This window comes from Microbulbifer sp. TB1203 (assembly GCF_030997045.1).
In the GTDB taxonomy this organism is placed as follows: domain Bacteria; phylum Pseudomonadota; class Gammaproteobacteria; order Pseudomonadales; family Cellvibrionaceae; genus Microbulbifer.
Map to the genome: position 1 here is coordinate 52,443 of NZ_CP116899.1, position 25,764 is coordinate 78,206.

19 protein-coding genes are annotated in these 25,764 nt (G+C 61.1%); 12 read left to right on the forward strand and 7 right to left on the reverse strand.

Annotated elements, in window-relative coordinates; all coding sequences use genetic code 11:
• The 3 genes from PP263_RS00200 (at position 1) to PP263_RS00210 (ending at position 3,923) form a co-directional block, all read left to right on the forward strand.
• Entirely contained in the window at positions 1-753 is a 753-nt protein-coding gene (locus PP263_RS00200; protein ID WP_308366375.1) for an electron transfer flavoprotein subunit beta/FixA family protein, read from the forward strand.
• Positions 750-1,682, forward strand: coding sequence for an FAD-binding protein (locus tag PP263_RS00205; RefSeq protein ID WP_308366376.1), 933 nt, complete (start codon positions 750-752; stop codon positions 1,680-1,682). The genes PP263_RS00200 and PP263_RS00205 overlap by 4 nt, the downstream gene beginning before the upstream one ends.
• A 414-nt stretch (positions 1,683-2,096) precedes the next feature.
• Positions 2,097-3,923, forward strand: a complete 1,827-nt coding sequence (locus tag PP263_RS00210) for a sulfatase-like hydrolase/transferase (protein ID WP_308366377.1) — start codon at positions 2,097-2,099, stop codon at positions 3,921-3,923.
• Between the two features lie 266 nt (positions 3,924-4,189).
• Here the strand turns inward: PP263_RS00210 and PP263_RS00215 are convergent, their stop codons facing one another.
• The 4 genes from PP263_RS00215 to PP263_RS00230 all read right to left on the reverse strand — a co-directional run bounded on the left by PP263_RS00215 (position 4,190) and on the right by PP263_RS00230 (position 6,671).
• Positions 4,190-4,873, reverse strand: a complete 684-nt coding sequence (locus tag PP263_RS00215) for a phytanoyl-CoA dioxygenase family protein (protein ID WP_308366378.1) — start codon at positions 4,871-4,873, stop codon at positions 4,190-4,192.
• A gap of 12 nt (positions 4,874-4,885) precedes the next feature.
• Positions 4,886-5,242 carry a hypothetical protein gene (locus tag PP263_RS00220; protein WP_308366379.1) on the reverse strand — a complete coding sequence of 119 codons (357 nt, stop codon included), beginning with the start codon at positions 5,240-5,242 and terminating at the stop codon, positions 4,886-4,888.
• A gap of 7 nt (positions 5,243-5,249) precedes the next feature.
• Positions 5,250-5,498, reverse strand: a complete 249-nt coding sequence (locus tag PP263_RS00225) for a helix-turn-helix transcriptional regulator (protein WP_308366380.1) — start codon at positions 5,496-5,498, stop codon at positions 5,250-5,252.
• 546 nt (positions 5,499-6,044) lie between these two features.
• Positions 6,045-6,671, reverse strand: a complete 627-nt coding sequence (locus PP263_RS00230) for a DUF2799 domain-containing protein (protein WP_308366381.1) — start codon at positions 6,669-6,671, stop codon at positions 6,045-6,047.
• A 213-nt stretch (positions 6,672-6,884) separates the two neighbouring features.
• Here PP263_RS00230 and PP263_RS00235 point away from each other — a divergent pair, with 213 nt between their 5' ends.
• From PP263_RS00235 to PP263_RS00275, 9 genes are all read left to right on the forward strand, one after another.
• Positions 6,885-8,327: an amidase gene (locus PP263_RS00235; protein WP_308366382.1), complete on the forward strand. Its 1,443-nt coding sequence runs from the start codon at positions 6,885-6,887 to the stop codon at positions 8,325-8,327.
• The gene (locus PP263_RS00240; protein WP_308366383.1) at positions 8,324-9,523 is read left to right on the forward strand and encodes a pyridoxal phosphate-dependent aminotransferase; all 1,200 of its coding nucleotides are present in this window, start codon (positions 8,324-8,326) and stop codon (positions 9,521-9,523) included. Before PP263_RS00235 ends, PP263_RS00240 begins: the two co-directional genes overlap by 4 nt.
• A 42-nt stretch (positions 9,524-9,565) precedes the next feature.
• Positions 9,566-12,037 (forward strand): ATP-binding protein, encoded by a 2,472-nt coding sequence (locus PP263_RS00245; protein ID WP_308366384.1) that lies wholly within the window; start codon positions 9,566-9,568, stop codon positions 12,035-12,037.
• Between the two features lie 357 nt (positions 12,038-12,394).
• Positions 12,395-13,660, forward strand: a complete 1,266-nt coding sequence (locus PP263_RS00250) for an ATP-binding protein (protein WP_308366385.1) — start codon at positions 12,395-12,397, stop codon at positions 13,658-13,660.
• 84 nt (positions 13,661-13,744) lie between these two features.
• Complete coding sequence (locus PP263_RS00255) at positions 13,745-14,017, forward strand: hypothetical protein (RefSeq protein ID WP_308366386.1); 273 nt, start codon at positions 13,745-13,747, stop codon at positions 14,015-14,017.
• Positions 14,018-14,436: 419 nt separating this feature from the next.
• Positions 14,437-15,375 (forward strand): ABC transporter ATP-binding protein, encoded by a 939-nt coding sequence (locus PP263_RS00260; protein ID WP_308366387.1) that lies wholly within the window; start codon positions 14,437-14,439, stop codon positions 15,373-15,375.
• Positions 15,365-18,256, forward strand: coding sequence for a Gldg family protein (locus PP263_RS00265; protein ID WP_308366388.1), 2,892 nt, complete (start codon positions 15,365-15,367; stop codon positions 18,254-18,256). Before PP263_RS00260 ends, PP263_RS00265 begins: the two co-directional genes overlap by 11 nt.
• A 180-nt stretch (positions 18,257-18,436) precedes the next feature.
• Positions 18,437-19,381 carry a DUF4340 domain-containing protein gene (locus PP263_RS00270; protein WP_308366389.1) on the forward strand — a complete coding sequence of 315 codons (945 nt, stop codon included), beginning with the start codon at positions 18,437-18,439 and terminating at the stop codon, positions 19,379-19,381.
• Positions 19,382-19,760: 379 nt separating this feature from the next.
• A complete protein-coding gene (locus PP263_RS00275; RefSeq protein WP_308366390.1) occupies positions 19,761-22,349 on the forward strand; it encodes a TonB-dependent receptor domain-containing protein in 2,589 nt (862 codons plus the stop codon).
• Between the two features lie 59 nt (positions 22,350-22,408).
• Here PP263_RS00275 and PP263_RS00280 read toward each other — a convergent pair whose 3' ends face one another.
• From PP263_RS00280 to PP263_RS00290, 3 genes are all read right to left on the reverse strand, one after another.
• The gene (locus tag PP263_RS00280; RefSeq protein ID WP_308366391.1) at positions 22,409-23,185 is read right to left on the reverse strand and encodes a glycerophosphodiester phosphodiesterase; all 777 of its coding nucleotides are present in this window, start codon (positions 23,183-23,185) and stop codon (positions 22,409-22,411) included.
• Between the two features lie 139 nt (positions 23,186-23,324).
• Entirely contained in the window at positions 23,325-23,837 is a 513-nt protein-coding gene (locus PP263_RS00285) for a flavin reductase family protein (protein WP_308366392.1), read from the reverse strand.
• A gap of 229 nt (positions 23,838-24,066) precedes the next feature.
• The gene (locus tag PP263_RS00290) at positions 24,067-25,707 is read right to left on the reverse strand and encodes an FAD-dependent oxidoreductase (protein WP_374693684.1); all 1,641 of its coding nucleotides are present in this window, start codon (positions 25,705-25,707) and stop codon (positions 24,067-24,069) included.
• Positions 25,708-25,764 lie beyond the last annotated feature (57 nt).

The following is a 25,764-nucleotide window of genomic DNA, read 5'->3' on the forward strand; positions in this document are numbered from 1 at the left end:
ATGAAGATCCTTGTGCCCGTAAAGCGCGTTATTGATTACAACGTAAAAGCACGACCTAAGGATGATGGGTCTGATGTCGATCTGAGCCTGGCAAAGATGGGACTCAATCCTTTTTGTGAAATTGCCATTGAGGCGGCTCTAAGAATCAAGGATGAGAACGACCAGTGCGAAGTGATAGCTGTATCTGTTGGTGAGAAGCAGGCACAGGAACAGATTCGTACAGCCCTGGCTATGGGCGCCGATCGGGGAATATTAGTCGAAGTAGATAGTCCCCTGGAGCCATTGGCAGTCGCCAAGTGCCTGAAAAGCATAGTTGACAGGGAACATCCGGATCTACTTATTTTTGGTAAGCAGGGTATTGATAACGACAATAACCAGACGGGACAAATGGTGGCCGGGCTTTGTGGCTATCCTCAGGGTACTTTCTGTTCGACCATTGATATTATCGGTGATCTGGTGGCAATAACGCGAGAAATCGACGGCGGTTCAGAAGTTTGGGAACTGCCGCTGCCAGCGGTGTTGACGGCGGATCTTCGTCTCAATGAGCCGCGTTATGCCTCTCTACCCAACATCATGAAGGCTAAGAAAAAGCCTCTGGAAGTCATGGCGCTGGGTGATCTCGGAGTGGATACCCGTCCCAGGCAAACATTGTTGGGGGTCAGTCTTCCGTCCGAGCGTAAGCCTGGAATAAAGGTTGACTCGGTGACCGCTCTGATTGAAAAGCTAAAGAACGAGGCGAAGGTGATTCTATGAAGGTATTGATTATTGCGCAGCACAGCGAAGGTGTACTGGATGCGACTACCCTTAACGTTGTGCGGGCGGCACTGGCAGTCAGCGAGGATATCAGCCTGTTGGTGGCCGGTAGTGAGTGCCGGGCAGTTGCTGAGGACGCCCGCTATCTTGAAGGTGTGACCAATGTGATACTTGCTGACCATCCTTGCTACGAATCATTGTCGGCAGAAAACCTCGCTTCACTCGTGGCGGAGTTGGCGCCCTCCTATAGTCATATTCTCGCTTCCGCCAATACTTTTGGCAAAAACGTTATGCCGAGGCTGGCAGCATTGCTGGACGTTCAGCCACTTACTGATGTTTTGTATATTGAAGATGTTGATGTTTTTCTTCGGCCTATTTATGCAGGAAACCTGATTGCGAAGATCCAGTCGCATGACAAAGTTAAGGCAATGACTGTCCGTACATCGGCTTTTCCTCCTGTTACGCAAAGAACGGAAGCCTGCAGTTTAGAAGTTGTGGATAAGGTTTTCGATTTACAGCTCTCCCGTCGTATCAAGATCGAAGTTGGACAATCAGAGAGGCCCGATCTGGGTACCGCAAAGGTGGTGATTTCCGGCGGGCGGGCAATCGGCAGCAGTGAGAATTTTAAATTGCTGTATTCTCTGGCGGAAAAACTCGATGGAGCGGTCGGTGCCTCCCGGGCAGCGGTGGATGCAGGCTTCGTTCCCTATGATTTGCAGGTAGGCCAGAGCGGTCGCGTGGTAGCCCCTGAGCTGTATATAGCGGTGGGTATTTCTGGAGCTATTCAGCATATTGCCGGAATGAAGGATTCGAAAGTGGTGGTTGCTATCAATAAAGATGCTGACGCCCCTATTTTTGATATCGCGGATTACGGTTTGGTTGCAGACCTGTTTGATGTCTTACCAGAGTTGGAGGCGCAATTGTGTTAGCAAGCTATCGGAACACTGGGAGGGGCATTTTGGCCATCAGGCCCGTTATGGCCATTGGGTTCGGGCCTTAATACCGCTACCTTAAGCCGAAAATCGGCATATTTGTAGGATGGGCAAAGCGTAGCGTGCCCATCAAGACCCCGGAAGATGGGCACGTCGCTACGCTCCTTTGCCCATCCTACGGCCGAAACAACGCTTAAGGTAGCGGTATTAGGTTCGGGCCTCAATGGCACTAAGTTAAGGCCTGGGCGGGCCTGCTACCGGCGGTTCTTTACGGGCATGCTGATAGTGGGTGCTTCCAGACCTTCCCGGCGTCGCCGCCGGCGTGGTGCGGCCCTGCAGAGGGGGGCGGATTGCCTAGCGGTGCTATCGTCTCTAAACTGCGGGCCCAGATTTATTGCAGTTTGATGACATATGCCCGCAACCGATTCCCGCAAAGGCTTTTTCAGTTGGCTCTGCTGGTATGGCGCCACAAACGGCCTGTTGGCCGCACTGATCAGCGCCACCCTGGTTACCTCCGCATCCATCCACAACGGCTGGTCCCTGCTGTTCCTCTCGCTGGCGCTGCCCGGCCACTTCCTGTTCCTGGCGGCGCTGCTGGCACTGCCCGCGGGCTTGGCGGGCCTGTGGCACCGGCGGCTGGCGCTTTGGCTGGCGGTGGGAATTTTCACCGCCGGCTTGATTCTGGTGTGCGTCAACCACGAGGTATTCCGACTCTACCGCTTCCATCTCAACAGCATGGTGTGGAATCTGATAACCGGCGGCGCCGCTGGCGATATCCTCGCCTTCTCGCCGCTGATGTGGGCGCTGTCCCTGGCGGCGGTGGCGGCGATCACTCTGGGACAGTGGTTGCTCGCGCGCTTTATCGCCCGCCGGCATCTGCCATCGGGCGGCCGCCTGGCCGCGGCCAGTGCCGCGGTGATGATCTGTGGCCAGCTGCTTTACGCCTGGGGGGACGCCGCCGGCTACACCCCGGTGACCGCGCAGCTGCGCTACATACCCTGGGCCCAGCCGGTGACCGCCAAGGGGCTGATGCGCGACCTGGGCGTGAAAGTGAAAACCGCAGATCGGTTGCCACAATCCAGGGGCGGCAGCCTGCAATATCCCCGGACTCCCCTGCAATGCAGTGCGGAGACGCCGCCCAATATCCTGGTATTGATGGTGGACTCCCTGCGCTTCGATATGCTCGACCCACAGGTGATGCCCAATACCTATGCCTTCGCGCAAAATGCCCTGCAGTTCGAGCGGCACTACAGCAACGGCAATGCCACCCGCTTCGGTGTATTCAGCTTCTTCTACGGCCTGCCCGGTAGCTACTGGTTCGATATGCTCGGCCGCCAGCGCGGCGCCGCACTGATGGCCGAACTGCAGAAGAAGGACTACGACTTTTTCCTGTACGGCAGCGCGCCGCTGAACAGCCCGGAATTTGACAAGACGGTTTTTGCGCAATTGCCGGAGGAAGAACTGCACTGGCCGCCGCGGGAACTGAAAAAACAGTCCACGGTGGCGGCGGACCGCTATATCGCGGAGCACTTTAATCGTTATCTCGATGAGGGAGAACGGGAGAAACCCTTCTTCGGATTCCTGTTTTTCGATGCACCCCACGGTTTCGCCATACCGGAAGACACCCCGCCGGCCTTCCAGCCGGTAGTGGAGAATGTCAACTACCTGGCCCTGGACAACGACTACGATCCATTGCCGTTTCTCAACCGTTACAAAAGTTCCATTCATTTCAACGATGGGCTGATCGGCGATATCCTCCAGCGCCTGCGGCAAGAGCAACTGCTGGACAACACCATCGTGGTGATCACCGGGGACCACGGCCAGGAATTCAACGAAACCGGCAAAAATTTCTGGGGCCACAACAGCAACTTTTCCGAGTGGCAGACCCGCGTGCCCATGGTGATCCACTGGCCCGGCCGCGAGCCACAGCGTATCGACGGCATCAGCAGCCACTTGGATATGGCGCCGACCCTGATGAAGCACGCCCTCGGCTGCAACAACCCGCTGTCCGACTACACCACTGGTATCGACATGCTGGCTCCACTGCCCGCGGACAGGACGCTGCTGTTCAACAGCTGGTCCCGCAAGGCGGTGCGCCAGGGCGAACTGATCTACCAGTTCGAACAGCTTGGCGGCGGCGAGGTGTACGACCTGGACTACAACACCAGAACCGAATCCGCCTTCGACCGCGCTCCCCTGGTGCGGGCGCTGGAAGATATGGGAGCCTTCTATCGCTAGCCTCTTCAATGTCCCTCTCCTGAAAATAGGGGAGGGGCACCTTGTAGGAGCGGCCCATGGCCGCGATCATCCTCGCCCCAGGCAGCTGTAATTTAAAGGCCCACCCACCGCTATGGTCGGCCGCCCGAGTATTTGCCAGCTCAGAGCTTTGGCCATTCGCCTGCAGGCAGGCTCCTACAATGAATCCTCGGATGGAGTGAAAGGAGCAGAGCTGTAGGATGAGCAAGGTGCGAAGCGGCGTGCCCGCTATTCGCTATTGGCAAGTTTTACACCGGATTCGCCCATTCAGCTCCGTCCGGTAACTGCGATGGGCCATATACGAAATGGAGCACCTTACGGGTACCATTTCTCACTTTTGAAGAGGCGTGTAACAGAAGAGGGCGCATGACAAGTGCGCCGCCTTTGGGGGCAGTGCAGAAGATTCGCTTACCTTTATCCTCGGCCAACAAATGCGACCCCGGGACGACCTGAAGCGCTCCATTGTCCACTCCAGTGTCTTCCAAATGAAGCCGGACAGCTACCAGCCCCTTTAGTACCGACTCAGGTGGTTGGGCGTGAAGGGTTCCCTGTTTGACCGACCATCCCGACCAGTTTGGAGATTCCACCCTGTTTTTGACCGGAATGCCAAGGTCCCGGTGTAGTGGTACCAGCCAGTTGCGCTTGTCGTTCTTGACGAAAAGAGTGCACTGGATTGCGGTGAGAGAGTTTTGCAACATTGCGTGAATTGTCGGATGCTCTCGAAGAACTCTCGCAATATTGGCACACCAGTCAAGTGCGAGCAGATCCCTGGCGCCAGCTCGGGATAGGTCGAGCTGGCTGCAGCAGCGCTCTATAGAGCGGAGTTCCTCCTGAGGAATAACGGATTCCACTAATGTGTAACCCAGCTTTTCGAATTCAGCAAGGTGATTGGTTATTTCGCTCCGCTGGGTCTGCGGATAATGATGAAACATTTTTTTTATTTCTTATGACTCTTTATGGTATTCGCCAATCACATCAATCAATCCCACAATGTTGTCATTCAGCTCTTCAAGTTCTTCGGCCGGAATCCACCACTCGGTGTGATCAGATCCGCCAACTTGTTGAATCTGGTAGCGATCCATAAAAGGTTTTTTGACTTCAAACCGCGTGACATAGCCGATGCCACTGTCTTTGATGTTCCACTGAGTTGCGATTTGTTTGGCATAGGCCTCATTTGTCACTGGATAGAAAATAGGTTGCCCGGGCAGTCTTTGGGGCCAACGTTTGAAGCCGCTTTGCCTGACAAGTTCTAGTTCTTCCGGGCCAGTAGGGCGGTATAGCGTGACTGTTTCAGTTGCCATTTTTAGATCATTCTTGTTGATATAAATATCCAATAGAGACTTTTAAGCATTTCGCCAGAGCCACGGCTTCATAATCCATTACGTAGCGTTCCCGGCTCTCGATTCTGGAAATGGCGCTGCGGTCCAAGGAAATCCCCCACTTGGCCAGACGCCCGGCCAGGGCATCCTGTGAAAGCGGCGGGGCAAAAGCTAGGCGAGCCGCCTTCACCTGGGGGCCGATAATGTTCTTGAATTTACTATCTTGGGTCTTTTTCATAAGTGTGTGGACTTGACACGCTTGACATTAGAGCAGGTGTTTTGCTTGAATGTGTGTGAATATCACACATGCGTGAGCCTGATGAAAAAAGAGGCGATGACTCCTGTCTGCCAGCTTATTCGAGTTGAAAGGTATAAAAGTACTCGCTACTGGTCTGTATGGGTCGGAGAGGAGCTGCTTGCTGTAACTGTTTATAAGAAGAGGGCTGTGGTTTATTAAGAAGATGCTTAATAGGCCGGGTATGGCTCTAAATAGTATTGTGAAGTAAGCACAACCGAATCCGCTGGGATGGCCTGATACAATTTTTCCCAAGGCGCAATCTGCATGGGGAGAATTCGGCTTTCATACGAGGAGATCTCCTTGCTTTCCGTTTCTCCAAGTCGTTTGTCACCAGAGATTCTATTGAATAGGTCAATTGAGTACCGGCCGCTAAAGCTTCCGACGAACGCCAAAACATTCAGAAACTCGATATGCTCGATGCCCGTCTGCTCCTTGCAGGAGCTGCCCATGGCCGCAACCACCGAGGCAACAGGCTCGAGCCATTTCCTACTGATAGGGCGAGCGCGCCTGCACTTCCTGGTACTCCGCTTCGCGCATTGCCAGTTCATACTGCAGATCCTCGATTTCCACGCCCAGCTCACTGTGGCGATCCTTCAGCCGGGCTATATCGGCCAACAGCGTAATACGCTCTTCCTTGGTGGCCTCGTCGCTGATCAGGTGCGCGCTCATTTCGGTGATGTCGTCGAGGATGTGCTCGCGCTCCTGTTGTCGCTCGCTGATAGCGCCGGCCACCTGGTTCACGGCGCTCCTGGCCAGGTAGATCTCGCGCCCGGCCTGGTGGCCGCGCAGGAAGAGGCCCTCCAGGCCTGCGGGGCAGACGCCGTTGTAACCGCCGCCGGCGCGCCCCAGGCGGAAGCCGCGGTGTTCGGTGCAGTAGAGCTGCAGCCCCTCGTCGCGGCCGGCGCGGTAGGCGGTGGTATCCGGCCGCACGCCATGGTCGGCGCAGGCCTCGCGGCGCTTGCCCAACTGCGTTACCTGCAGGCCGGCGGCGCCGTCCTCGTAGCCGATCGCGTGCCAGTCGGCGATCAGGCACTCCTCTTCGCTCATGGTGGCGCAGCCGCCGGCCAGCAAGACCAGGACCGCGAGTGGAATTATTCTGCTTATTGATTTCACTGTCTGTTCCCGTCACAGGATGCGTCGAGATGCAATTTATCCCATCCAGGCTGACTGCACCCTGAAGCAAACATCTAAAGTGAGACATGCGTCACAAATTTAACCGGCGGTCATCGGGGCGGTTGAGTCCACGCGAATCCGCGCCCCTACCCGGTATTAAGGCGCCACCCCTACTAGGCTAGGGGGATAAAGCCAGAAGAAGAGGGAATGCCGATGAGTGATTTTGTCCGCATGACCGCGGCGGAGTTGCTGACCGGGTATAAAGACAAGTCTTTTTCCCCGGTGGAAGTAACCCGGGCCATGTTGCGCCAGATCGAGCGCTGCAATCCGGCGGTGAATGCCTATTGTCTGGTGGACGAGGAAACCACTCTGGCGTTTGCGCGGGAGTCGGAGCAGCGCTATCTGGCCGGCGAGCCGAAAGGCAAGCTGGACGGGGTGCCGGTGGCGATCAAGGATGTGTTCCTCACGCCCATGTGGCCCACTCTCAAGGGCTCGAAGACGGTCAATCCCTCCTCTACCCTGGGCAAGGAGGCGCCGACGGTGGCGGCATTGGCGCGCAACGGCTATGTGCCCTTGGGCAAGACCACGACCCCCGAATTCGGTTGGAAGGGCGTGACGGACAACCCCATCGACGGCGTGACCCGCAACCCCTGGGATACCGACAAGACGGCCGGCGGTTCCAGTGGCGGTAGCGCTGCGGCGGTACCGCTGGGGATGGGAGCGCTGGCGCTGGGGACCGATGCCGGCGGCTCCATCCGCATACCCGCGGGATTTTGCGGTCTGGTGGGGCTGAAACCCAGCTTCGGCGAGGTGCCCCACTGGCCACCCAGCCCCTTCGGCACCCTGGCCCACGCCGGGCCCATGACCTGGACGGTGGCCGACTGCGCACTGTTGATGAATGTATTAAGTGAGGCGGACGACCGCGATACCAATGCCATCCCCCGGCGCCATATCGATTACCTGGCGGCTATTGCCGGGGAGCCCCGCGAGTTGCTCTCCGGCCTGCGCATCGCCTTCAGCGCCACCCTCGGCTATGTGCATGTGGATGCGGAGGTGGAATCCGCGGTGCGCGAGGCGGCGCACCTGTTGCAGTCCCTGGGCGCCGAAATCACCGAGGTGGCGCCGGGGTTCGACGATCCCCTGGCGGCCTTCGGCCACCTGTTCTACAGCGGTGCCGCCAACGCGCTGCGCACCATCGACAAGCGCCAGCGCGCGCTGATGGATTCCCAACTGGTGGCGGTGGCGGAGAAAGCGTCGCAACTCTCCATGCTCGACTACCTGGCGGCGGTCAACGAGCGCACGGCGCTGTGTGAGCGCATGGCGACATTCCACCGCAAATACGACCTGCTGCTGACACCTACGCTGCCGATCACCGCGTTCAAGGCGGGCCGCGAGGTGCCGGTGGACTGGCCCAGCACCCGCTGGCCTTCCTGGACGCCCTATACCTACCCCTTCAATCTCACCGGCCAGCCGGCGCTCTCGGTGCCCTGCGGCTTCTCTTCCGACGGCCTGCCCATAGGCCTGCAATTGGTGGGCCGGCGCTTCGAGGATGTCACGGTACTGCGCGCCGGCCAGGCTTACCAGCAAGCGGCGCCGCTGACCGACAGGCGGCCGAAACTGTTTTACACCGACGCCGCAGAGGGAGAGGAAGTGTGAGCCACCTGGATTTCGATTTTTACGAATCGGAGGACCCGGTCTGGAACCCGGCGCTGCTCACCATCCCGGTGCCAGGCATCCGCAAGATGGTGAACCTGGCCGCCACCATGGACGATGTGATTCACCTGTCCATCGGCCAGCCGGACGCGCCGGCGCCGCCCCACGTGATCCAGGCGGCGGTGGATGCGTTGGAGGCGGGCCAGACCGGCTACACCATGGACGCCGGCTTGCCGGAACTGCTGGAGGCGCTGGCGGAATACTACGGCGAGCGCTACGCCCGGCCGCTGTCGCCGGAAAATATCCTGGTCACCACCGGTGCCACTGAGGCGATCTACCTGGCGCTTACAGCGATGTCCGCGCCGGGGCGGGAATTTATTGTGCCGGACCCCTCTTTTATGCTGTACGCACCGTTGATTCGCATGAACGGCGGCGAAGTGCGGTACATACCCACCCGGGCGGAGAACAATCACCAACTGGATCCGCAGGAGGTGATCGATGCCATCGACATCAATACTCACGCCATAGTGCTGAATTCCCCCAGCAATCCCACCGGCACCGTCTATCCCCGCGAAACCATCGAGACCATCGTGCAGGAGGCTGCCTATCGCGGCATCTATGTGATCAGCGACGAAGTCTACGACCACCTGGTGTACGACAACCGCGACTACGCCAGCGTGCTCTCGTGTTGCTCGGACCTGGACCACGTGGTGGTGATCAGCAGTTTCTCCAAGACCTTCAGCATGGCCGGCATGCGCATCGGCTGGATGATCGCCAGCCAGGGCGCTATCCGCAAACTGCGTCGCTACCATATGTTCACCACCACCGTGGCCAACACCCCCTGCCAGTGGGCCGGCGTGGCCGCGCTCAAAGGCGAGCGCAACTTTATCGACGAGATCAACGAGACCTACAAGAAGCGCCGCAACCGGCTGGTACAACTGGTGGAGCAGACGCCATTCCTGGAAGGGTATATGCCGGAAGGAGCCTTCTACCTGTTTCCATCGTTGCCGGAAGGGGTGAACGGCAACAATGTGGCCCTGCGCCTGCTGCGCGAGACCGGCGTCTGTACCATCGCCGGTGACACTTTCGGCGAGTCCTGCCGCAACGCCCTGCGCATCAGCTACGCCACCTCCATCAGGAGTATCGAATTGGCTTTTGAGCGGATTATTCCGTGGATGGAGCGGCAGGATTTCGGCTGAGTCTATATTTTTAATGGATCACTGCATAACTCAGGCGCCCACATGAAACCTGCCCCGCTGTCGCCGGATCAACTGTATCAGCACTGTCCCCTGGAGTGGCTTGAGCTGGAGCCGGCGGCGGAGAAAGCCGTGGAGAGCCGGCCGTTCGGTCAGGACCGGGCCCTGGAGGCGCTGGATTTCGCGGTGGATATGCCTGGTGGCGGTTATAACCTCTATGTTGCAGGCTCCGTGGGGCTGGGCAAGCACTCGCTGGTTAACAAACGGGTCTCCGCCTGGGCGAAGCAGCGGGAGCCCGCATCCGATCTCTGCTACATCCACAATTTCAAAGAGGAACACCGGCCCCGGGCGCTGGTCCTGCCTGCCGGTACGGCGCACCAACTACAGCGCGACACCGAGAATTTACTGGAGCATTTGCTGACCGCCATTCCCGATATTTTCCGGAGCGACGAATACCGCGCCCGCCATGATGAGCTCAAGCAGCAACTGGAGGACCGCGAGGAGAAGGCCCTGGGCAAACTGTCAGACCGCGCCAAAGATCTCGGTATCGGCGTGATGAGGACACCCTCCGGCTATACCATCGGGCCGCTGATCGACGGTGAATTTATCAGCCCGAAGAAATTTTCCGAACTGCCGGAAGAGGAGCAGGAGCGGCTCAAGGAAAATATCGAAAAGGTCAACAGCGATCTCAAGGAAACCCTCGGGCGCGCGTTGCGCTGGCACGAGAAACTGACCAGGGAACTCAAGCGGCTGGATCGCGAATTTCTGCACCTGACCCTGGATGAGCGGATCGACTGGCTGCTCCAGCGCTACCAGGGGCTGGGCCATGTCCAGGAGTTTATCCGGAGCATCAAGCACGAGGCGATCGAAAATGCCGACGACTTTCGCGCTGCCGGCGAACGCGGGGAAAAGGAAGGCATTTCTCTCGGCAAGCTGATCCACTCGCCGGAATTTACCCGCTTTCGCGTCAATGTCCTGGTGGATAATGAGAGGGCCGAAGGGGTGCCGGTAGTCTACGAGGACAATCCCATCTACACCAACCTGCTCGGGCGGATCGAACACGAGTCGCAGATGGGTACCCTGTCCACCAACTTTATGCTGATCCAGGGGGGTGCCCTGCACCGGGCCAACGGCGGTTGCCTGATCCTGGATGCCCGCCGCCTGCTGATGACACCTTTCGTGTGGGAGACCCTGAAGCGGGCCCTGCGCTCCGCGGAGATCCGCATCCAGCCCCTGGAGTTGCAGATGGGCCTGTTGTCCACCATCACCCTGGAGCCGGAACCCATACCCCTGGATGTCACCGTGGTGCTGATCGGCGAACGCTGGCTGTACTACCTGCTGAAGACCTACGATCCGGAGTTCAGCCAGCTGTTCAAGGTCTTCGCCGACTTCTCCGAGGACATTACCCGCGAGCGCGACAGCGTGGCCGCCTATGCGCGGCAGATGCTCGCCCTGGCCAAGCGGGAAAAATTGCGGCCGCTGTCTAAAGAGGCGGTCGCGCGGGTGATCGAGCAGGCGGCGCGTCTCGCCGGGGATGCAAAAAAACTGTCCCTGCACCGCGGGCAACTGGTCGAACTGCTGCGCGAGGCGGATTATTTCTGCCGCCGGGAAGAGAGCGGGCAGGTGGGCAGGGCGCATGTGCAACAGGCCATAGAGCGGCGGGAATACCGCCAGCGCCAGCTGCAGGAGCGGCTGCAGGAGGCGATCGAGCGGGACATCCTGATGATCGATGTGGCCGGCGAACAGGTGGCCCAGGTCAACGGCCTTTCCATCATCCCGCTGGGGGACACCGCCTTCGGTCGGCCCGCGCGGATCACCGCCACCGCGCGCCTGGGCAGTGGCAAGATGGTGGACATAGAGCGGGAATCGGAACTGGGCGGGCCGCTGCACTCCAAGGGCGTATTGATACTGGGCGCCTTCCTCGCCAACCGCTACGCCCCGTCGCAGCCGCTGTCTCTATCCGTCAGCCTGGTGTTCGAGCAGTCCTACGGTCCCGTGGACGGCGACAGTGCCTCCCTGGCGGAACTCTGTGCGCTGCTGTCCGCCATCGCCCGGGTGCCGCTGCGGCAGTGCTATGCGGTGACCGGCTCCGTCAACCAGCTCGGACAGGTGCAGGCGGTGGGCGGCGTCAACGAAAAAATCGAGGGCTTCTTTGAACTCTGCCGGGCGCGGGGGCTGGATGGCACCCAGGGTGTGATTATTCCCGCGGCCAATATCCAGCACCTGATGCTCAAGCAGGAGGTGGTCGAAGCGGCGCGTGAGAAAAAATTCTCCATCTGCGCGGTGAAGGAAGTGGACGAAGCGCTGGCCCTGCTCACCGGCCTGGAAGTGGGCCGCGCAGACAAGCGGGGGGCGTTCCCGGAGCACTCCTTCAACGGGCGGGTTCAGCAGCGATTGCACGAACTGGAGGAAACCCGTTCCCACCTGCTGCGCCGCGAGCTGGAATCGGAAGCCCTGCCGCCGCCGCCGGTAAAGGGAAACGGAGAGGACACTCCCGGCCGCGACCGCTACGAGTAATTCCGCCGGCTGCCGTATTGTAGGAGCGGCCGCTGGCCGTGATCGGACTTGTCGCCATCGAGATTCGATCGCGGGCATGGCCCGCTCCTACAGGAAGGCGAAAGACTGAAGCCTGATTCATTTCCGTAACCACTCTTTTAACCTTCCCCCCCCGGGACCGCGGAGCTCCAGCTCCGCAGCTCCACCTCGCTGGCGCCCCCGGTGCCGAGATCTGTCTGACCAACCGGCCACCACCAGTCAAATTTACACTTGGCCGAAACCATTCTTTCATTTGGACGAGCATTTCCTTTCATCTGGACGAACCCTTGTTTACACTTGGTCGCCCATAAGTAGCGAAAACCCGCGCCAGAACCAGCCATGGATAACCCCATCTACGACAGGTACGCCGAAACGGCACTGCAGGAAGCCCTGAGAGATACCCCTGTCGTGCTCATCCACGGACCCCGGCAAAGCGGCAAAACCACCCTGGCCCGCGGCCTGGGCGAGCGGTGGGGTTACCGCTACATCACCTTCGACGACGACAACCAATTGCAGGCAGCCAAGGCCGATCCGGTGGGCTTCGTCCAGAGCCTGCCGGACAAGGCCATTCTGGATGAAATCCAGCGCGCCCCCGAACTGTTCACCAGCATCAAAGCCAGTGTCGATAGCAACCGCACCCCCGGGCGCTTTATCCTCACCGGCTCCACCAATGTGCTGTTGCTGCCCAAACTGGCCGACTCCCTCGCCGGCCGTATGGAGATCATCCGCCTGCGCCCACTGGCACAGTGCGAAATTGCCGGCGAAAAGCCGACTTTCCTCGAACAGCTGTTCAATGCCGACTTGGCAGCCACCGCAAAGCGAAGCAACTATCCGCGCCTGGGCGATTCCCTGGCGGAAATCCTCTGCCGCGGCGGCTATCCCGCAGCCATTGCCCGCGACACAGCCAGGCGGCAAAGGGCCTGGTACCGGGACTACATCAGCACCCTGATACAGCGGGACGTGCAGGAAATAGCCCGCATCCACAACCTGGACATCCTGCCCAAGCTGATCACCCTCGCCGCTGGCCAAACGGCGCGCTTGTTCATCGCCTCAGATCTCGCCGCCCCTTTTGCCATCAGCCGACCCACCATCCGCGAATACCTGGCGCTGCTGGAACAGCTGTTCCTGATCGAGCAACTCCAGCCCTGGCACAACAACCGGCTCAGCCGCCTGATCAAAACCCCGAAAATGCATCTCGCGGACACCGGTCTCGCCTGTGCCCTGCTGGGCGTCAACAGCCAGGCCCTTTGGGGAGACAAGGCGCTGCTCGGCCAGGTGCTGGAGACCTTCGTCTATCAGGAACTGCGCAAATACGCGGATTGGCACGAAGAAAACCTGGCTTTCTATCACTTCCGCAACAAGGACAAAGTGGAGGTGGATATCGTCATCGAACAGAGCCGGCAACTGGCCGGCATAGAAATCAAGGCCGCCGCCACCGTCACCCAAAGTGATTTCAAAGGCCTGAATAAACTGAAAGATGCCTGCGGCAAACAGTTTGCCGCAGGTGTGGTGTTTTACGATGGGGAAAACATACTGCCCTTTGGCGAGCGGCTGTTCGCCGTTCCGGTCAGTGTGCTGACCCCCAAATTTGAAAGCAGTAACTAATGAACGCAGAACAACTGAAATAATTGGAAAACGACCCCTGGGCCGCGGCCGACAACCTGCGCGCCAACAGCGATCTCAAATCCAGTGAATACGCCACCCCGGTGCTGGGGGCTGATCTTCCTCAAGTTCGCCGACAACGAATACGCCGCCGAAGATGCCATAATCAAGGAACACGCCAAACTCAAGGGTACTCGGCGGAAAAAAACCATCAGCGATATCGCTATCGAAAAGTGTGGTTTCTACCTGCCGGGCCGCCGCACCTGGGACCTGAGCAAGATAAACTTTGCCGGTAAAGGGAAACGGCGAGGATACGCCGGGCCGGGACCGCTACGAGTAATTCCTTCCAGCAAACTGTAGAAGCGGCCCATGGCCGGGGTCCGCTTCCCAGTTGACACCAGACTCTGATCTCGGCCATGGGCCGCTCCTACAGAAGCCTGATTCACTTCCGAAAACAGTCTTTTAACCCGCGGAACTCCAGCTCCGCAGTTCCCACCTCGTCGGCGCCCCGGTGCCGCGTAGGGTGCGCCGTGCGCACCGGCCCGGGCGCTATTTCCGCGCGCGCGGCGCACTCTACAGCAGCTGTTACCCACCACTTGAACTTTTCCCAACTGCCCCTATCTAACCGCCCATCACTCGTTTGAGCTTTGTTTTTACCGGAATAAGAGCAATGGTTTCCTCGACTGACAAGCGCCTCGCGGCCCGTCCTCCGCCGCGCTGAGCCCGCCATTCCGCAGTTACCCGGAGAAGAATAAACCGTAGAAAAAAAGGAGGACATCGTGCTGGAAGTCAGCAACCTCAGCCGTTGCTACGGCGCCTTCAAGGCCGTGGACAACGTCAGCTTCGCCATTGGCAAGGGCGAGATCGTCGGTCTGTTGGGACACAACGGCGCCGGCAAAACCACCATCATGAAAATGCTCAGCGGCTACCTGGAACCGGACGCCGGCGGCGTGCGCATGGACGGCCTGGATCTGGCCGTCCATACCAAACGCATCCAGCGCCAATTGGGTTACCTGCCGGAAAACCTGCCCCTCTACGGGGAACTGAGCGTGGCGGACTACCTGGATTACGCCGCCGACCTCAAGGGCCTCAGCGGCGACGAAAAACGCGCGGAGATCCGACGCGCCATAGCCGCCACCCAACTGGCGGCCAAACTGGATTCCCCCATCAACACCTTGTCCCGCGGCTTCAAGCAGCGGGTGGGCGTGGCCCAGGCGGTTCTCGGCCAGCCCAGGCTGCTGATTCTCGACGAGCCCACCAACGGCCTGGACCCGAGCCAGACCCAGCAGATGCGCGAGCTGATCCGCGAAATCTCCCGGGAGGCCACGGTGATCCTCTCCACCCATATCCTGCAGGAGGTGGACGCGCTCTGCGATCGGGTGCTGATCGTCAGCGCCGGTCGGCTGGCGGTGGACGAGCGCCTGGACGCGCTGCGCCGCGGCAACCGGCTATTGCTGGAGGCCAGTGCCGCGCCCGGCATCGCGGAGATCGATGGCGTCGCTTCGGTGGAGGACGGGGGCAAGGGCCACTACTGCATCGCCCTGGAGGCGGATGCCAATCCGCGCGCGGTGGGTGCCGCCGTCGCCAGCGCGGTAGTGCAGGGCGGCGGAGAACTCTACCGGCTGCAGCCGGAGCAGCGGGACCTGGAGACCCTGTTCCGGGAGGTGAACGAGAAGGCCGCGGTCAACGGGAAGGAGGAGCTGAGCCATGCCGCATAACAATCTGTCTCACGGTTCCCTGGTGCGCCGAATCGCCGCCAAGGAAATCACTCTGTTTTTCGCTTCGCCCATCGCCTATCTGTTTTTGGCCAGCTTTGCGGCCATCGGCCTGTTCGTTTTTTTCTGGGGGGAGGCGTTCTTCTCACGCAATATCGCCGACGTTCGCCCGCTGTTCGAGTGGATGCCGCTGCTGCTGATTTTTCTGTGCGCGGCGTTGACCATGCGCCTGTGGAGCGAGGAACGGCGCAGCGGCACCCTGGAGCATGTGCTCACCCAGCCCGCGGGGCTGTGGCATTTCGTGCTGGGCAAGTTTGCCGCCTGCCTGGCGCTGCTGGCCATTGCGCTGCTCATTACCCTGCCGCTGCCGGTCACGGTTTCGCTGATGGGCGAACTGGACTGGGGGCCGGTGTGGGCCGGCTATCTCGCCACCTTCCTGCTGGGTGCCGCCTATCTCAGCATCGGCCTGTTCGTATCCGCGCGGGCCAACAACCAGATAGTGAGCCTGATCCTGGCCTCGGCCCTGTGCGGCTTCTTCTATTTGCTGGGCTCGCCGCTGGTCACCGGATTCTTCGGCAACACCGCCGCCGAATGGCTGCGACTGCTGGGCACCGGCTCGCGCTTCGACGCCATCACCCGCGGGGTGATCGACCTGCGCGACCTCTATTACTACCTGAGCATGGTCGCGGTATTTCTCGCCCTCAACACCCTGGTGCTGGAGCGCGAGCGCTGGTCCGCGGGCGGTGACGCCGGTAATCGCAACCGCTGGCGCGCGGTCACCGCGCTGCTGGTGGCCAACGCCCTGGGGGCCAACCTGTGGCTGGGTCAGGTGCACGGCCTGCGCGTGGACGCCACCCGCGGCAACCTCTATTCCATCTCCCCGGCCACCCGCCAGTACCTGGACCAGCTGCAGGAGCCGCTGCTGATCCGCGGCTACTTCAGCGCCAAGACCCACCCGCTGCTCTCGCCGCTGGTGCCGCAGATGCGCGACCTGCTGCGGGAATACCAGGTGGCCGGCGGCGGCAAGGTACGGGTGGAGTTCGTGGACCCGGCGCGGGAACCGGAACTGGAAAAGGAGGCCAACCAGAAATACGGCATAGCGCCGGTGCCCCTGCAGGTGGCGGACCGCTACCAGGCCTCCATCGTCAGCTCCTACTTCGATGTGCTGGTGCAGTACGGCGACGAATTCCAGGTGCTGGGCTTCCGCGACCTGATCGAAGTGAAGGCGGCCAGCGAGGCGGATATCGACGTGCAACTGCGCAACCCGGAACTGGACGTCACCCGCGCCATCCGCAAGGTGCTGCACGGCTACCAGGCCGGCGGCAACCTGTTCGATACGGTAAAGGGCGAACTGGTGTTCAACGCCTATGTGTCCGCGGACGAAAATCTGCCGCAGCAGTTGGTGGAGTTCAAGAGCGCGGTGCACGAAGTGACAGAAAAGCTGCAGACAGACGCCCGCGGGCGGCTGCAGGTGCGCTTTATCGACCCGGATGCGGAAGGCGGCGCGGTGGCCAAACAGATCGCCGACGACTACGGCTTCCAGCCGATGGCCGCGGGCCTGTTCAGCGCCGATACCTTCTATTTCTACCTGACCCTGGGACGCGGTGATCAGGTGGTACAGATTCCGCTGGACGACCTGAAGAAGGAGACACTGGAGCGCAACCTGGAGGCGGGCATCAAGCGCTTTGCCAGCGGGTTTACCAAGACAGTGGCCCTGGTGACCCCACCCGGCGATGCCATGCACGGGCAGTTCGGCATGGGCGGGCCCAGCTTCAGCCAGTTGGAAAACCTGCTCGGCGCCGAGCTGAATATCGAGCGCGAGGACCTGAGCGACGGCCGGGTATCCGGCGCCGCGGATATCCTGCTGCTGCTCGCGCCGAAAAACCTGGATGAGAAGCAGCTGTTCGCGGTGGACCAGTTCCTGATGCAGGGCGGCACCGTGGTCGCCGCCACCTCGCCCTATAGCGCCAGCCTCAGCAACCGCAGCCTGAGCCTGTCCCCGGTGACCAGCGGCCTGGAAAAATGGCTCGCCCACAACGGCCTCGACATCGACAAGAAACTGGTACTGGACCCGCAGAACAGCGCCTTTCCCGTGCCGGTCAGCCGCAATATCGGCGGCTTCCAGATGCAGGAGCTGCGCATGCTCGACTACCCCTATTTCGTCGACGTGCGCGGAGAGGGACTGAACGGCGGCAGCCCCATCACCGCCGGCCTGCCCCAGGCCACCCTGAGCTGGGCATCGCCCATCCGCGTGGACAGGGAGAAGCAGGGCGGACGCCAGGTCACCGAACTGCTGAAAAGCTCCGCGGGCAGCTGGCTGTCCACTTCCACCGATGTGATGCCGCGGCTGGAAAACGGCGCGGTCAGCGGTTTCAAACCGCAAGGGGAGCAGGGCGCGCAACTGCTCGGTGTGATCAGCGCCGGCCGGTTCGATTCCTACTTCGCCGGCAAGACTTCGCCATTGGCGGCACAGGAAGAGACTGAGGAGGAGAACGCGGAGGAGAAAGCCGGCGAGCTGGAGACCCTGCCGTCGCTGATCGGCCGTTCGCCGGAATCCGCGCGCATTATTCTCTTCTCGTCCAACGATTTCCTGCGCGACCAGGTGGTGCGCATGAGTGGCTCCGCGGCGGGCAGTGAATACCTGAACACCCTGCAGCTGCTGGCCAACAGTGTGGACTGGGCGCTGGAGGATGCGGGGCTGCTGAGCATTCGTTCCCGCAGCCACTTCAACCGCACCCTGCCACCCATGGAACACGGTACCCAGTTGTTCTGGGAATACTTGAACTATATCTGTGCCGCCCTCGCCCTGGCGCTGGTGGCGATTGTGCAGCAGCTGCGCAAGCGCGCGCGGCAGAGCCGCTACCGTCAACTGCTCGCGGGATAGGGGGCGACGCGGCGAAATCAACAGGTAACCGCTCACCCCTGTAGGAGCGGGCCATGCCCGCGAACAGAGCCCGATCGCGGGCATGTCGGATGGCCGCCCCGCCGCTCCTACAGGGTGGCTCGCTTAAGCCAATGCAGGTTCCCTATGAGTGAGTAGTTACAAATTAGAAGGAAAAAACCCATGAAAAAACTGCAATTCTACCTGAGTGGATTTCTCGCCCTGCAGCTGGTGCTGGCCGCCGGGCTCTTCTGGCGGGAACACCGCCAGCAGGAACTGCAGCAACAGAGCGAACCACTGCTGGCCCTGCAGCGGGAGCAACTGCAGAGACTGGAAATCAGCGCCGACGACAATTCCGTCACCCTGCAGAAAAATGGTGGCGAATGGCGGCTGCCGGAACTGCACAGCTTACCGGTGGACGCTGCGAAAATTGATGGCCTGCTGGACAAACTCGCAGAGATGCGCAGCGGCTGGCCGGTGGCTACTACCAGCTCCGCCCGCGAGCGCTTCGAGGTGGGCGAGGAAAAATTCCAGAAGCGGCTCCGTCTGTACAGTGACGGCGAAGTGGCGACGGAGTTTTTTATCGGCACCTCGCCGGGCTTCCGCCGGGTGCACCTGCGCCGCGCCGGCGACGACGCCATCTACGCGGTGGAGTTGAACAGCTACGAAATCCCTGCCAAGGGCGAGGAGTGGCTGGACAAAAAACTGCTGGCGGCCGGTGAGCTGGAGTCGATCAGCGGGCCCGACTACCAGCTGCGCAAAGTCGACGGCGAGTGGCAGTTCGCGGAGGCGGAGGGTGAGCTGGACGCGGACAAGGCCCGCGAACTGGCGAACGCCCTGTCCGGCCTGCGGATACAGAAGCCCGCGGAAGAGGCGCCGGAAGCCGAGCCGCTGCAAATCCAGGTCACCGCGAATGGCGGCGAGTTCAGCTACCAGTTCCTGCACGCGGACGACAAATATTTCGTGCGCCGCAGCGACCGGGAGCAGCTCTTCGAATTGAGCCGCTACAACTACGAGCGCATCGCCGACCTGCGCCGGCCGCAGCTGGTACGGAAGTCAGAGGAAGAGGGCGAGCCGCAGCAGACAGCGGAGGGGGGTGAGGAGCAAAAGGAAGCGGCTAAGAGCTGATTTCCGCGACTGACTCCAGGGCCGCAGCCGCCCATCCCATGTAGGAGCGGCGGGGCGGCCATCCGCCGTTGGCCGCGATCAACGGTGGTTCAAATCACAGATCGATCGCGGCCAACGGCCGCTCCTACATGGTGGATACTTTCGACCCCTCGAAATCTCCCGGGACCCCGCGGTCTATCAGAATCACTGTGACATTATTGGCGTTTTTACCCAACCACAACAATCAATTGAAGCCCCCACCCGATTGCAATATTCTCCCCCCAACGCCTTCGCGTGACAAACAAGAAAATCTATTAAACGACATCGTGCTATTTGTCTTGGGGTAAGACAAGGCGCGATGTTCGACTTCATAATGATAATGAGAGAGGACGGGCATACTATGCACAGCTATTCCTTTAAACCTTTGTCCCTGGCCATCGCTGCGGCACTTGCACTTCCCACCATCGGTTCGGCGCAGACCGCGGAAACGCCGTCCAACGATACCGTGGAGGAAGTGGTGGTAACCGGTACCCGGAAGGAGGGTGTCTCCCCCCTCGAGACGCTTTCGCCGATCGATGTGGTGGGGGGTGAAAACCTTTCCCAGCAGGCCAGCTTCGACCTAACCGAGTCCCTGGCCAAAATTGCACCCTCGTTCAATACCCAGCGCTTTCCCATCGCCGACGGCACATCGTTCATTCGCCCGGTGACCCTGCGCAACCTGTCCCCGGACCAGACCCTGGTGCTGGTCAACGGCACCCGCCGCCACCGCTCCGCGCTGGTCAACCTGCAGCTGGCGCCGCTGGGCACCACCAACCAGGGTGCCCAGGCCGTGGACTTCTCCGCGATCCCCTCCGCCGCCATCAAGCGGGTGGAAGTACTGCGCGACGGCGCCTCGGCCCAGTACGGTTCCGACGCCATCGCCGGGGTGGTCAACGTGATTCTCAAGGACGCCGCCGAGGGGTTCAGCGTTTCCGCGCAGCGGGGCGAGTACTTCGAGGGCGACGGCACCCGCACCAGTGTGGCCGCCAATGCCGGTTTCGGTCTGGGCGACCGGGGCTTCGTCAACACCACCGTCGAGCACTCCACCGCAGACAAGACCTGGCGCGGCGAGGCGCGCCCCGATGCGGAATTCGTCGGCAGCGTGGTCGGCGCCGACCAAGTGCCGCTGGACGGCCTGGGCCAGCGCTGGGGCGATCCGGAGGTGGAAACGCTCAAGTTGTTCGTGAATACCGGCTACGAGATTGGCGACAGCACCGAGCTGTACGGCAACTTCGGCTACTCGGATAACGAGACTATTTCCGACTTCTTCTATCGCGGCCCGGTACTGGACCCGGAACACCAATTCACCGCCCGCGGCACCCTGCAAGTGGATGCCGATGAAAACTTTATGCCCGATCCGGCGCCGCCGTCGCTGGTCGCCAATATTATCGCCCAGGGCCTGGACCCTTCCAATTACCTGGTGGCGGACTCCTCCAGCCCCAGCGGCTACGTGCTGCGCAACCCCATCTACAGTCAGTTCCCCGGCGGCTACAACCCGCAGTTCGGAGCCAATATCAAGGACCTCTCCGCGGTGGTCGGTGCCCGCGGCGAATGGGCCAATGGCATCAGCTGGGACCTGCGCGCGCGCACTGCGGCGAGCGAGGTGTCCTATGTGCTCAAGGATTCCATCAACCCGAGCCTGGGCGCACTGTCTCCCACCAGTTTTAACCCGGGCACCCTGACCCAGGAAGAAACCAGCGTTAACGCGGATTTCGTCAAACCCATCGACATAGCCGCCTTCGCCTCCCCGTTGAACCTGGCATTCGGCGTGGAGTGGCGCAACGAAACCTATAAGATTGGCGCCGGTGACGAGGCTTCCAGAGTATCCGGCCCCACCGCGGCACAATTTGGTGTGGGCTCCGATGGTTTCCAGGGCTTCCCGCTGGAAGCTGCGGGCAGCTTCGAAAGCGACAGCTGGGCCAGCTATGTGGACCTGGAGACGGATATTACCGACCGACTGACCCTGGGGGCCGCCTTGCGCCACGAGGACTTCGAGGAGTTCGGTTCCACCTTCGATTGGAAGCTCTCAGGCCGTTTCGATTTCACCGAGAACTTTGCCGTACGCGCCACCGCCAACACCGGCTTCCGCGCGCCCACACCGGGACAGGTGAATACCCTCAACGTCACCACCACTTCCGATTCCAGCGGAAACTTGATTCCCAATGGTACTTACCCGGTCAACCACCCGGTGGCGGAAGCCCTGGGTGCGGTTTCGCTGACACCGGAGGAGTCGCAGAGCTTTACCCTCGGCTTGGTGATTTCCCCGTTCGACAACACCAACGTGACCATCGATTACTACAATATCGATATCGAGGATCGCCTGGCATTGCGCAACAATACCATCGGTGCTGCGGAAGTGGACCTGTTGGCCAATGCTGGGATCGAAGATGCCGCCCTGCTGGAAGGAAGCAACGCGAACTATTTCGTGAATGCCTATGATTCGGAAGTTTCCGGTATCGACCTGGCGGTTACCAGCGACTTCGAACTGGCCGGCAACCTGCTGACCGTGGACTTGCGCCACAATCACAACAAACAGGAAGTGACCAGCGTCGCCGCCAATACCATCAACGAATCGCGGGTATTCGACCTGGAAAATCAGGTGCCGAGCGACCGCACTACACTCACCTTTTCCTATGATACCGGCGGCTTGTTTAATGGTTATCTGCGCCTGAACCGTTACAGCAGCTGGGAGTCCACCTTCGGCCTCTTTGGGCCCGGAGATGCCTCCGATGCTTCCAGCTACGGTAGCGAGGTGCTGGTTGACCTGGAAGCAACTTTCACTATCAAGGACAACTACAAGCTTGCCCTGGGTGGGGAAAATATCTTCGATGTACAGCCGGATGACGAGGCTGATCCCACCCTGCAGTTCCTGGGGGTGCGCCAGTCCCTGACTTCGCCTTTCGGATTTAACGGTGGCTTCTGGTACCTGAGAGCCAGCGCCGAGTTTTAATCCATCTGTCACTTGCGAGCGGGCTTTTACAGTGAGTCCGCTCGCAGGTGAATTTCCCGTCACTGCGCCTGCGGCAAATCCCTATCACTCGCCTGCTCCTGCTGCTGCATCAACATCTCCGCAGTAACCCCCGCGTTGTAATCCATAATCAGCCGCGGCTCGTCGGTAAAAACGCCGTCGGCGCCCATGGCGGCGACCAGGTGCAGGTCTTCTTCGTTGTTGACTGTGTACACGTAGTTTTTCAGCCCGCGCCGCTTGCCGTCGGCGATCAGGTCCGCGTCTACGAATTCCAGGCTCAGGTGCATGGAGTAGGCTTTGAGGGATTCGGCGCAGGCGGCTAGGTCCAGGGGGATGCCGGCGAGGAGGGCGCCGCGGCGGACTTCCGGCAGTAGTTGCAGGCTCTCGTAGACCTGGCGGTGGTCGAAGGAGGAGATCAGGTACTGTTCGAAACAGGCGCCGTTGTCGCGCACGTAGGATTCCAGTTCCCGCGCCACCAGTGCGGCGCAGTTGGGGCCTTTGATTTCGATATTGAGCTGTATGTTGTTGGAGACCAGCTCCAGCACTTCGCGCAGCGTGGGAATACGGCCGCCGCAGGGCAGCAGTTTTTCGCGCAGGGCATTGGGGCACATTTCCGTGAGCAGCTCGCTGCCGGCGATCAGGCGGCCGAGGCGACGGTCGTGTTTGACCAGTATCTGGCCGCCGACATTCCAGATATCGATCTCGATACCGTCAATATCGAATTCCAGTGCGTGCTCTATGGCCTGCAGGGTATTTTCAGTGGCCCGCTGGCGGTAGCCGCGGTGGGCGAAGCAGAAGAGGGTGCCTGGGGTTTCCATTAATCCTCACCTCGTGGCCTAGTCAACAACAGCGCGAGCGTGCCCATTAAGTATGACGCTGCGGTTACAGAGCAACCGTTATTTGTGACCCTTTTTGGATGATTTGGCACTGAAATGGGCCTGACTGGCAATTCAGGAGTCAGTCCCCAGCCAGGGCGCGGTAGCGGCCCCGGTGGAAAACCAGCGGTTCACCGCCGCTGGCGGTGAATTCCAGCACTTCCCCGAGCAGGATGGTGTGGTCGCCGCCGTCAATGCACTGCATCCGGCGACAGTGGAAGTGGGCGGCGCAGTCGTCCAGCAGTGGCAGTTGCGCCGGGCCGGAATGCCAGTGGACCTGGCCGAATTTGTCGGTGCCGCGGCCGGCGAAGAGGTTGGAGATATGCTGCTGGTCCGCCTTGAGTACGTGCACGGCAAAATGCTCGTTGGCGGTAAAGGCGTTGTAGCTCAGGGCCTGTTTGTCGATGCTCCAGAGCACCAGCGGCGGGTCCAGGGAGACGGAATTGAAGCTGTTGACGGTCATGCCCACCGGCTGGCCGCCGGCATCACGCGTGGTGACCACGGTCACGCCGGTGGCGAACTGGCCCAGGGTGTCGCGCAGGGCGCGGCTCCGGGAGAGGGCCGGGGAGAGGGCTTGAGTGCTGTCTGCCGTCATACTTCTGGTCAATTCTTGTGCAAAGTTGGTCGTGACGGCCATTCTACGGGAAAAGCGGCTCGTTTGCGCGTATTGCATTTTTTGGGGCGCGGGCGGACAGAAGCTACGCTCGCGCAACACGCTTTCGTCGCTCCGACGCAGGAACGTCATGCCGGGCTTGAGCCGGTACCGGACCCCGATACCACTGGCCTGGATACCGGCCTGCGCCGGTATGACGAGTCAAAGCCCACTAATCCATCAGCGGCGCACACTCGGCGGTCAGCGCGTCCCGGGCGGCGATGGCGCTGCCGGTCAGGACGAAGCCCAGCAGGCGGTTGCCGGCGTCGCGGAACTCTGCGCGCACGCCGCCCTCGCCGGCGTCGATCTGCCAATCGCCCTCGGCGCCCCGGCGCGGGGGGCACACCACGGTGGGGCGCAGGGTGGTTTTCACGGCCACGGGAATGGTGCCGTAGTGCACTTTGCTCCGATTCCCGGTGAGGGTGGCGGCCAGGGCGCGGGCGCAGCTGACCAGGGGAGCCACGAAGTAGAGCAGGTGGCCGTCCACCTCGGCGCAGTCTCCGAGGGCGTAGATATCGGGGTTGCTGGTCTGCAGGTGGCGGTCCACCAGGATGCCGCGGTCCACCGCCAGGCCGGCGGCCTCGGCCAGGCCGGTGTTGGCCTGCAGGCCCAGGGCGGCGAGGGCCAGGTCGGCGTGTAGGGTTTCGCCGTTGTCCAGCCGTGCGCGAAGCCCCCCGCCGTCGCGGGAAAGATCGGTGACTCGGGTGTTGCCGTGGAAACGGACACCGGCTGCCTCCAGGGTGCGCTGCAGGTCGCGCCCGGCGGCCTCCGGCAGCAGCGTGGCCAGGGGCCAGTCCAGCGGGTCCACCATCTCCACCTCGTAGCCGGCCTGGGTCAGGTCGTTGGCGAACTCGCAGCCGATCAGCCCGGCGCCCAGCAACAGCACCCGCCGGCGCCCCACCAGGGCGGTGCGGAAACGGTGGTAGTCCGACAGGCTGTTGATGCGGAACAGGCGCGCGCGGCCGTCGCCGTCGATGGGGGGCAGGGGCCGGCAGCCGGCGCCGGTGGCCAGCACCAGTTTGCCGTAGCGCAGTTCCGCGTTGTGGCCGCCGCCTTCGGGTACCAGGGTGAGGACTCTGGGTTCCGCGTCGATGCCGGTGACACGGGTGTGCACAAGGATTTCCGCGTTCAATTCCCGCGCCATTTCCTCGGCGGAGGCGGTGGCCAGTTGCTGCGGGGTCTTGCCGTGGGCCAGGGAAGCGGAGAGCAGGGGCTTGGAGTAGGAAGTGCCGTCGTCGCCGGTGATCATCACCAGCGGTGTGTGGCTGTCCAGTTTGCGGAATTCCTTTGCCAAGTGGTAGCCGGCGAGGCCGGTGCCGATGATCACCACGGGGTCTCCCTCTCCGGGGGCGCTTTCGGGGCTGGCCGCCGGCTGCGGCTCGGCCTCGTTCACCAGCACCATATCGAATTCTTCCTTGCTGACGCCGCACTGGGGGCAACACCAGTCATCGGGAATGTCCTCCCAGCGGGTGCCGGGTGCTATGCCGTCTTCCGGCCAGCCCCTGGATTCGTCGTACACCCAGCCGCACACCATACACTCCCAGATGCGATAGCCGGCGGCGGCAGTCGCGGGCGCTTCGGCGGTTCCGGTTTGCAGGACGGGAGCGTTGATTTCAGGTTCTTCCCGGCGGGGTTCGGAGGCTACCGGCTGCATCTCGAATTCCGCCTTGGCGACGCCGCATTCCGGGCAGCACCAGTCGTCGGGAATATCCTCCCAGCGGGTGCCGGGCGCTATGCCGTCCTCCGGCCAGCCCTTGGATTCGTCGTAGATCCAGCCACAAATCTGGCATTCCCAAACGCGGTAATCAGACATGTATCCCCCCGGCGCAACCTTCACACAAGCGAGCTTTAGGAGTTCTGCGAGGCGCCC

Bases quoted from the DNA above. Each gene is read 5' to 3' on its own strand.
- PP263_RS00200 (WP_308366375.1), top strand. From the start codon at position 1: ATGAAGATCCTTGTGCCCGTAAAGCGCGTTATTGATTACAACGTAAAA.
- PP263_RS00205 (WP_308366376.1), top strand. From the start codon at position 750: ATGAAGGTATTGATTATTGCGCAGCACAGCGAAGGTGTACTGGATGCG.
- PP263_RS00210 (WP_308366377.1), top strand. From the start codon at position 2,097: ATGCCCGCAACCGATTCCCGCAAAGGCTTTTTCAGTTGGCTCTGCTGG.
- PP263_RS00215 (WP_308366378.1), bottom strand. From the start codon at position 4,873: ATGTTTCATCATTATCCGCAGACCCAGCGGAGCGAAATAACCAATCAC.
- PP263_RS00220 (WP_308366379.1), bottom strand. From the start codon at position 5,242: ATGGCAACTGAAACAGTCACGCTATACCGCCCTACTGGCCCGGAAGAA.
- PP263_RS00225 (WP_308366380.1), bottom strand. From the start codon at position 5,498: ATGAAAAAGACCCAAGATAGTAAATTCAAGAACATTATCGGCCCCCAG.
- PP263_RS00235 (WP_308366382.1), top strand. From the start codon at position 6,885: ATGAGTGATTTTGTCCGCATGACCGCGGCGGAGTTGCTGACCGGGTAT.
- PP263_RS00245 (WP_308366384.1), top strand. From the start codon at position 9,566: ATGAAACCTGCCCCGCTGTCGCCGGATCAACTGTATCAGCACTGTCCC.
- PP263_RS00250 (WP_308366385.1), top strand. From the start codon at position 12,395: ATGGATAACCCCATCTACGACAGGTACGCCGAAACGGCACTGCAGGAA.
- PP263_RS00265 (WP_308366388.1), top strand. From the start codon at position 15,365: ATGCCGCATAACAATCTGTCTCACGGTTCCCTGGTGCGCCGAATCGCC.
- PP263_RS00270 (WP_308366389.1), top strand. From the start codon at position 18,437: ATGAAAAAACTGCAATTCTACCTGAGTGGATTTCTCGCCCTGCAGCTG.
- PP263_RS00275 (WP_308366390.1), top strand. From the start codon at position 19,761: ATGCACAGCTATTCCTTTAAACCTTTGTCCCTGGCCATCGCTGCGGCA.
- PP263_RS00280 (WP_308366391.1), bottom strand. From the start codon at position 23,185: ATGGAAACCCCAGGCACCCTCTTCTGCTTCGCCCACCGCGGCTACCGC.
- PP263_RS00285 (WP_308366392.1), bottom strand. From the start codon at position 23,837: ATGACGGCAGACAGCACTCAAGCCCTCTCCCCGGCCCTCTCCCGGAGC.
- PP263_RS00290 (WP_374693684.1), bottom strand. From the start codon at position 25,707: ATGTCTGATTACCGCGTTTGGGAATGCCAGATTTGTGGCTGGATCTAC.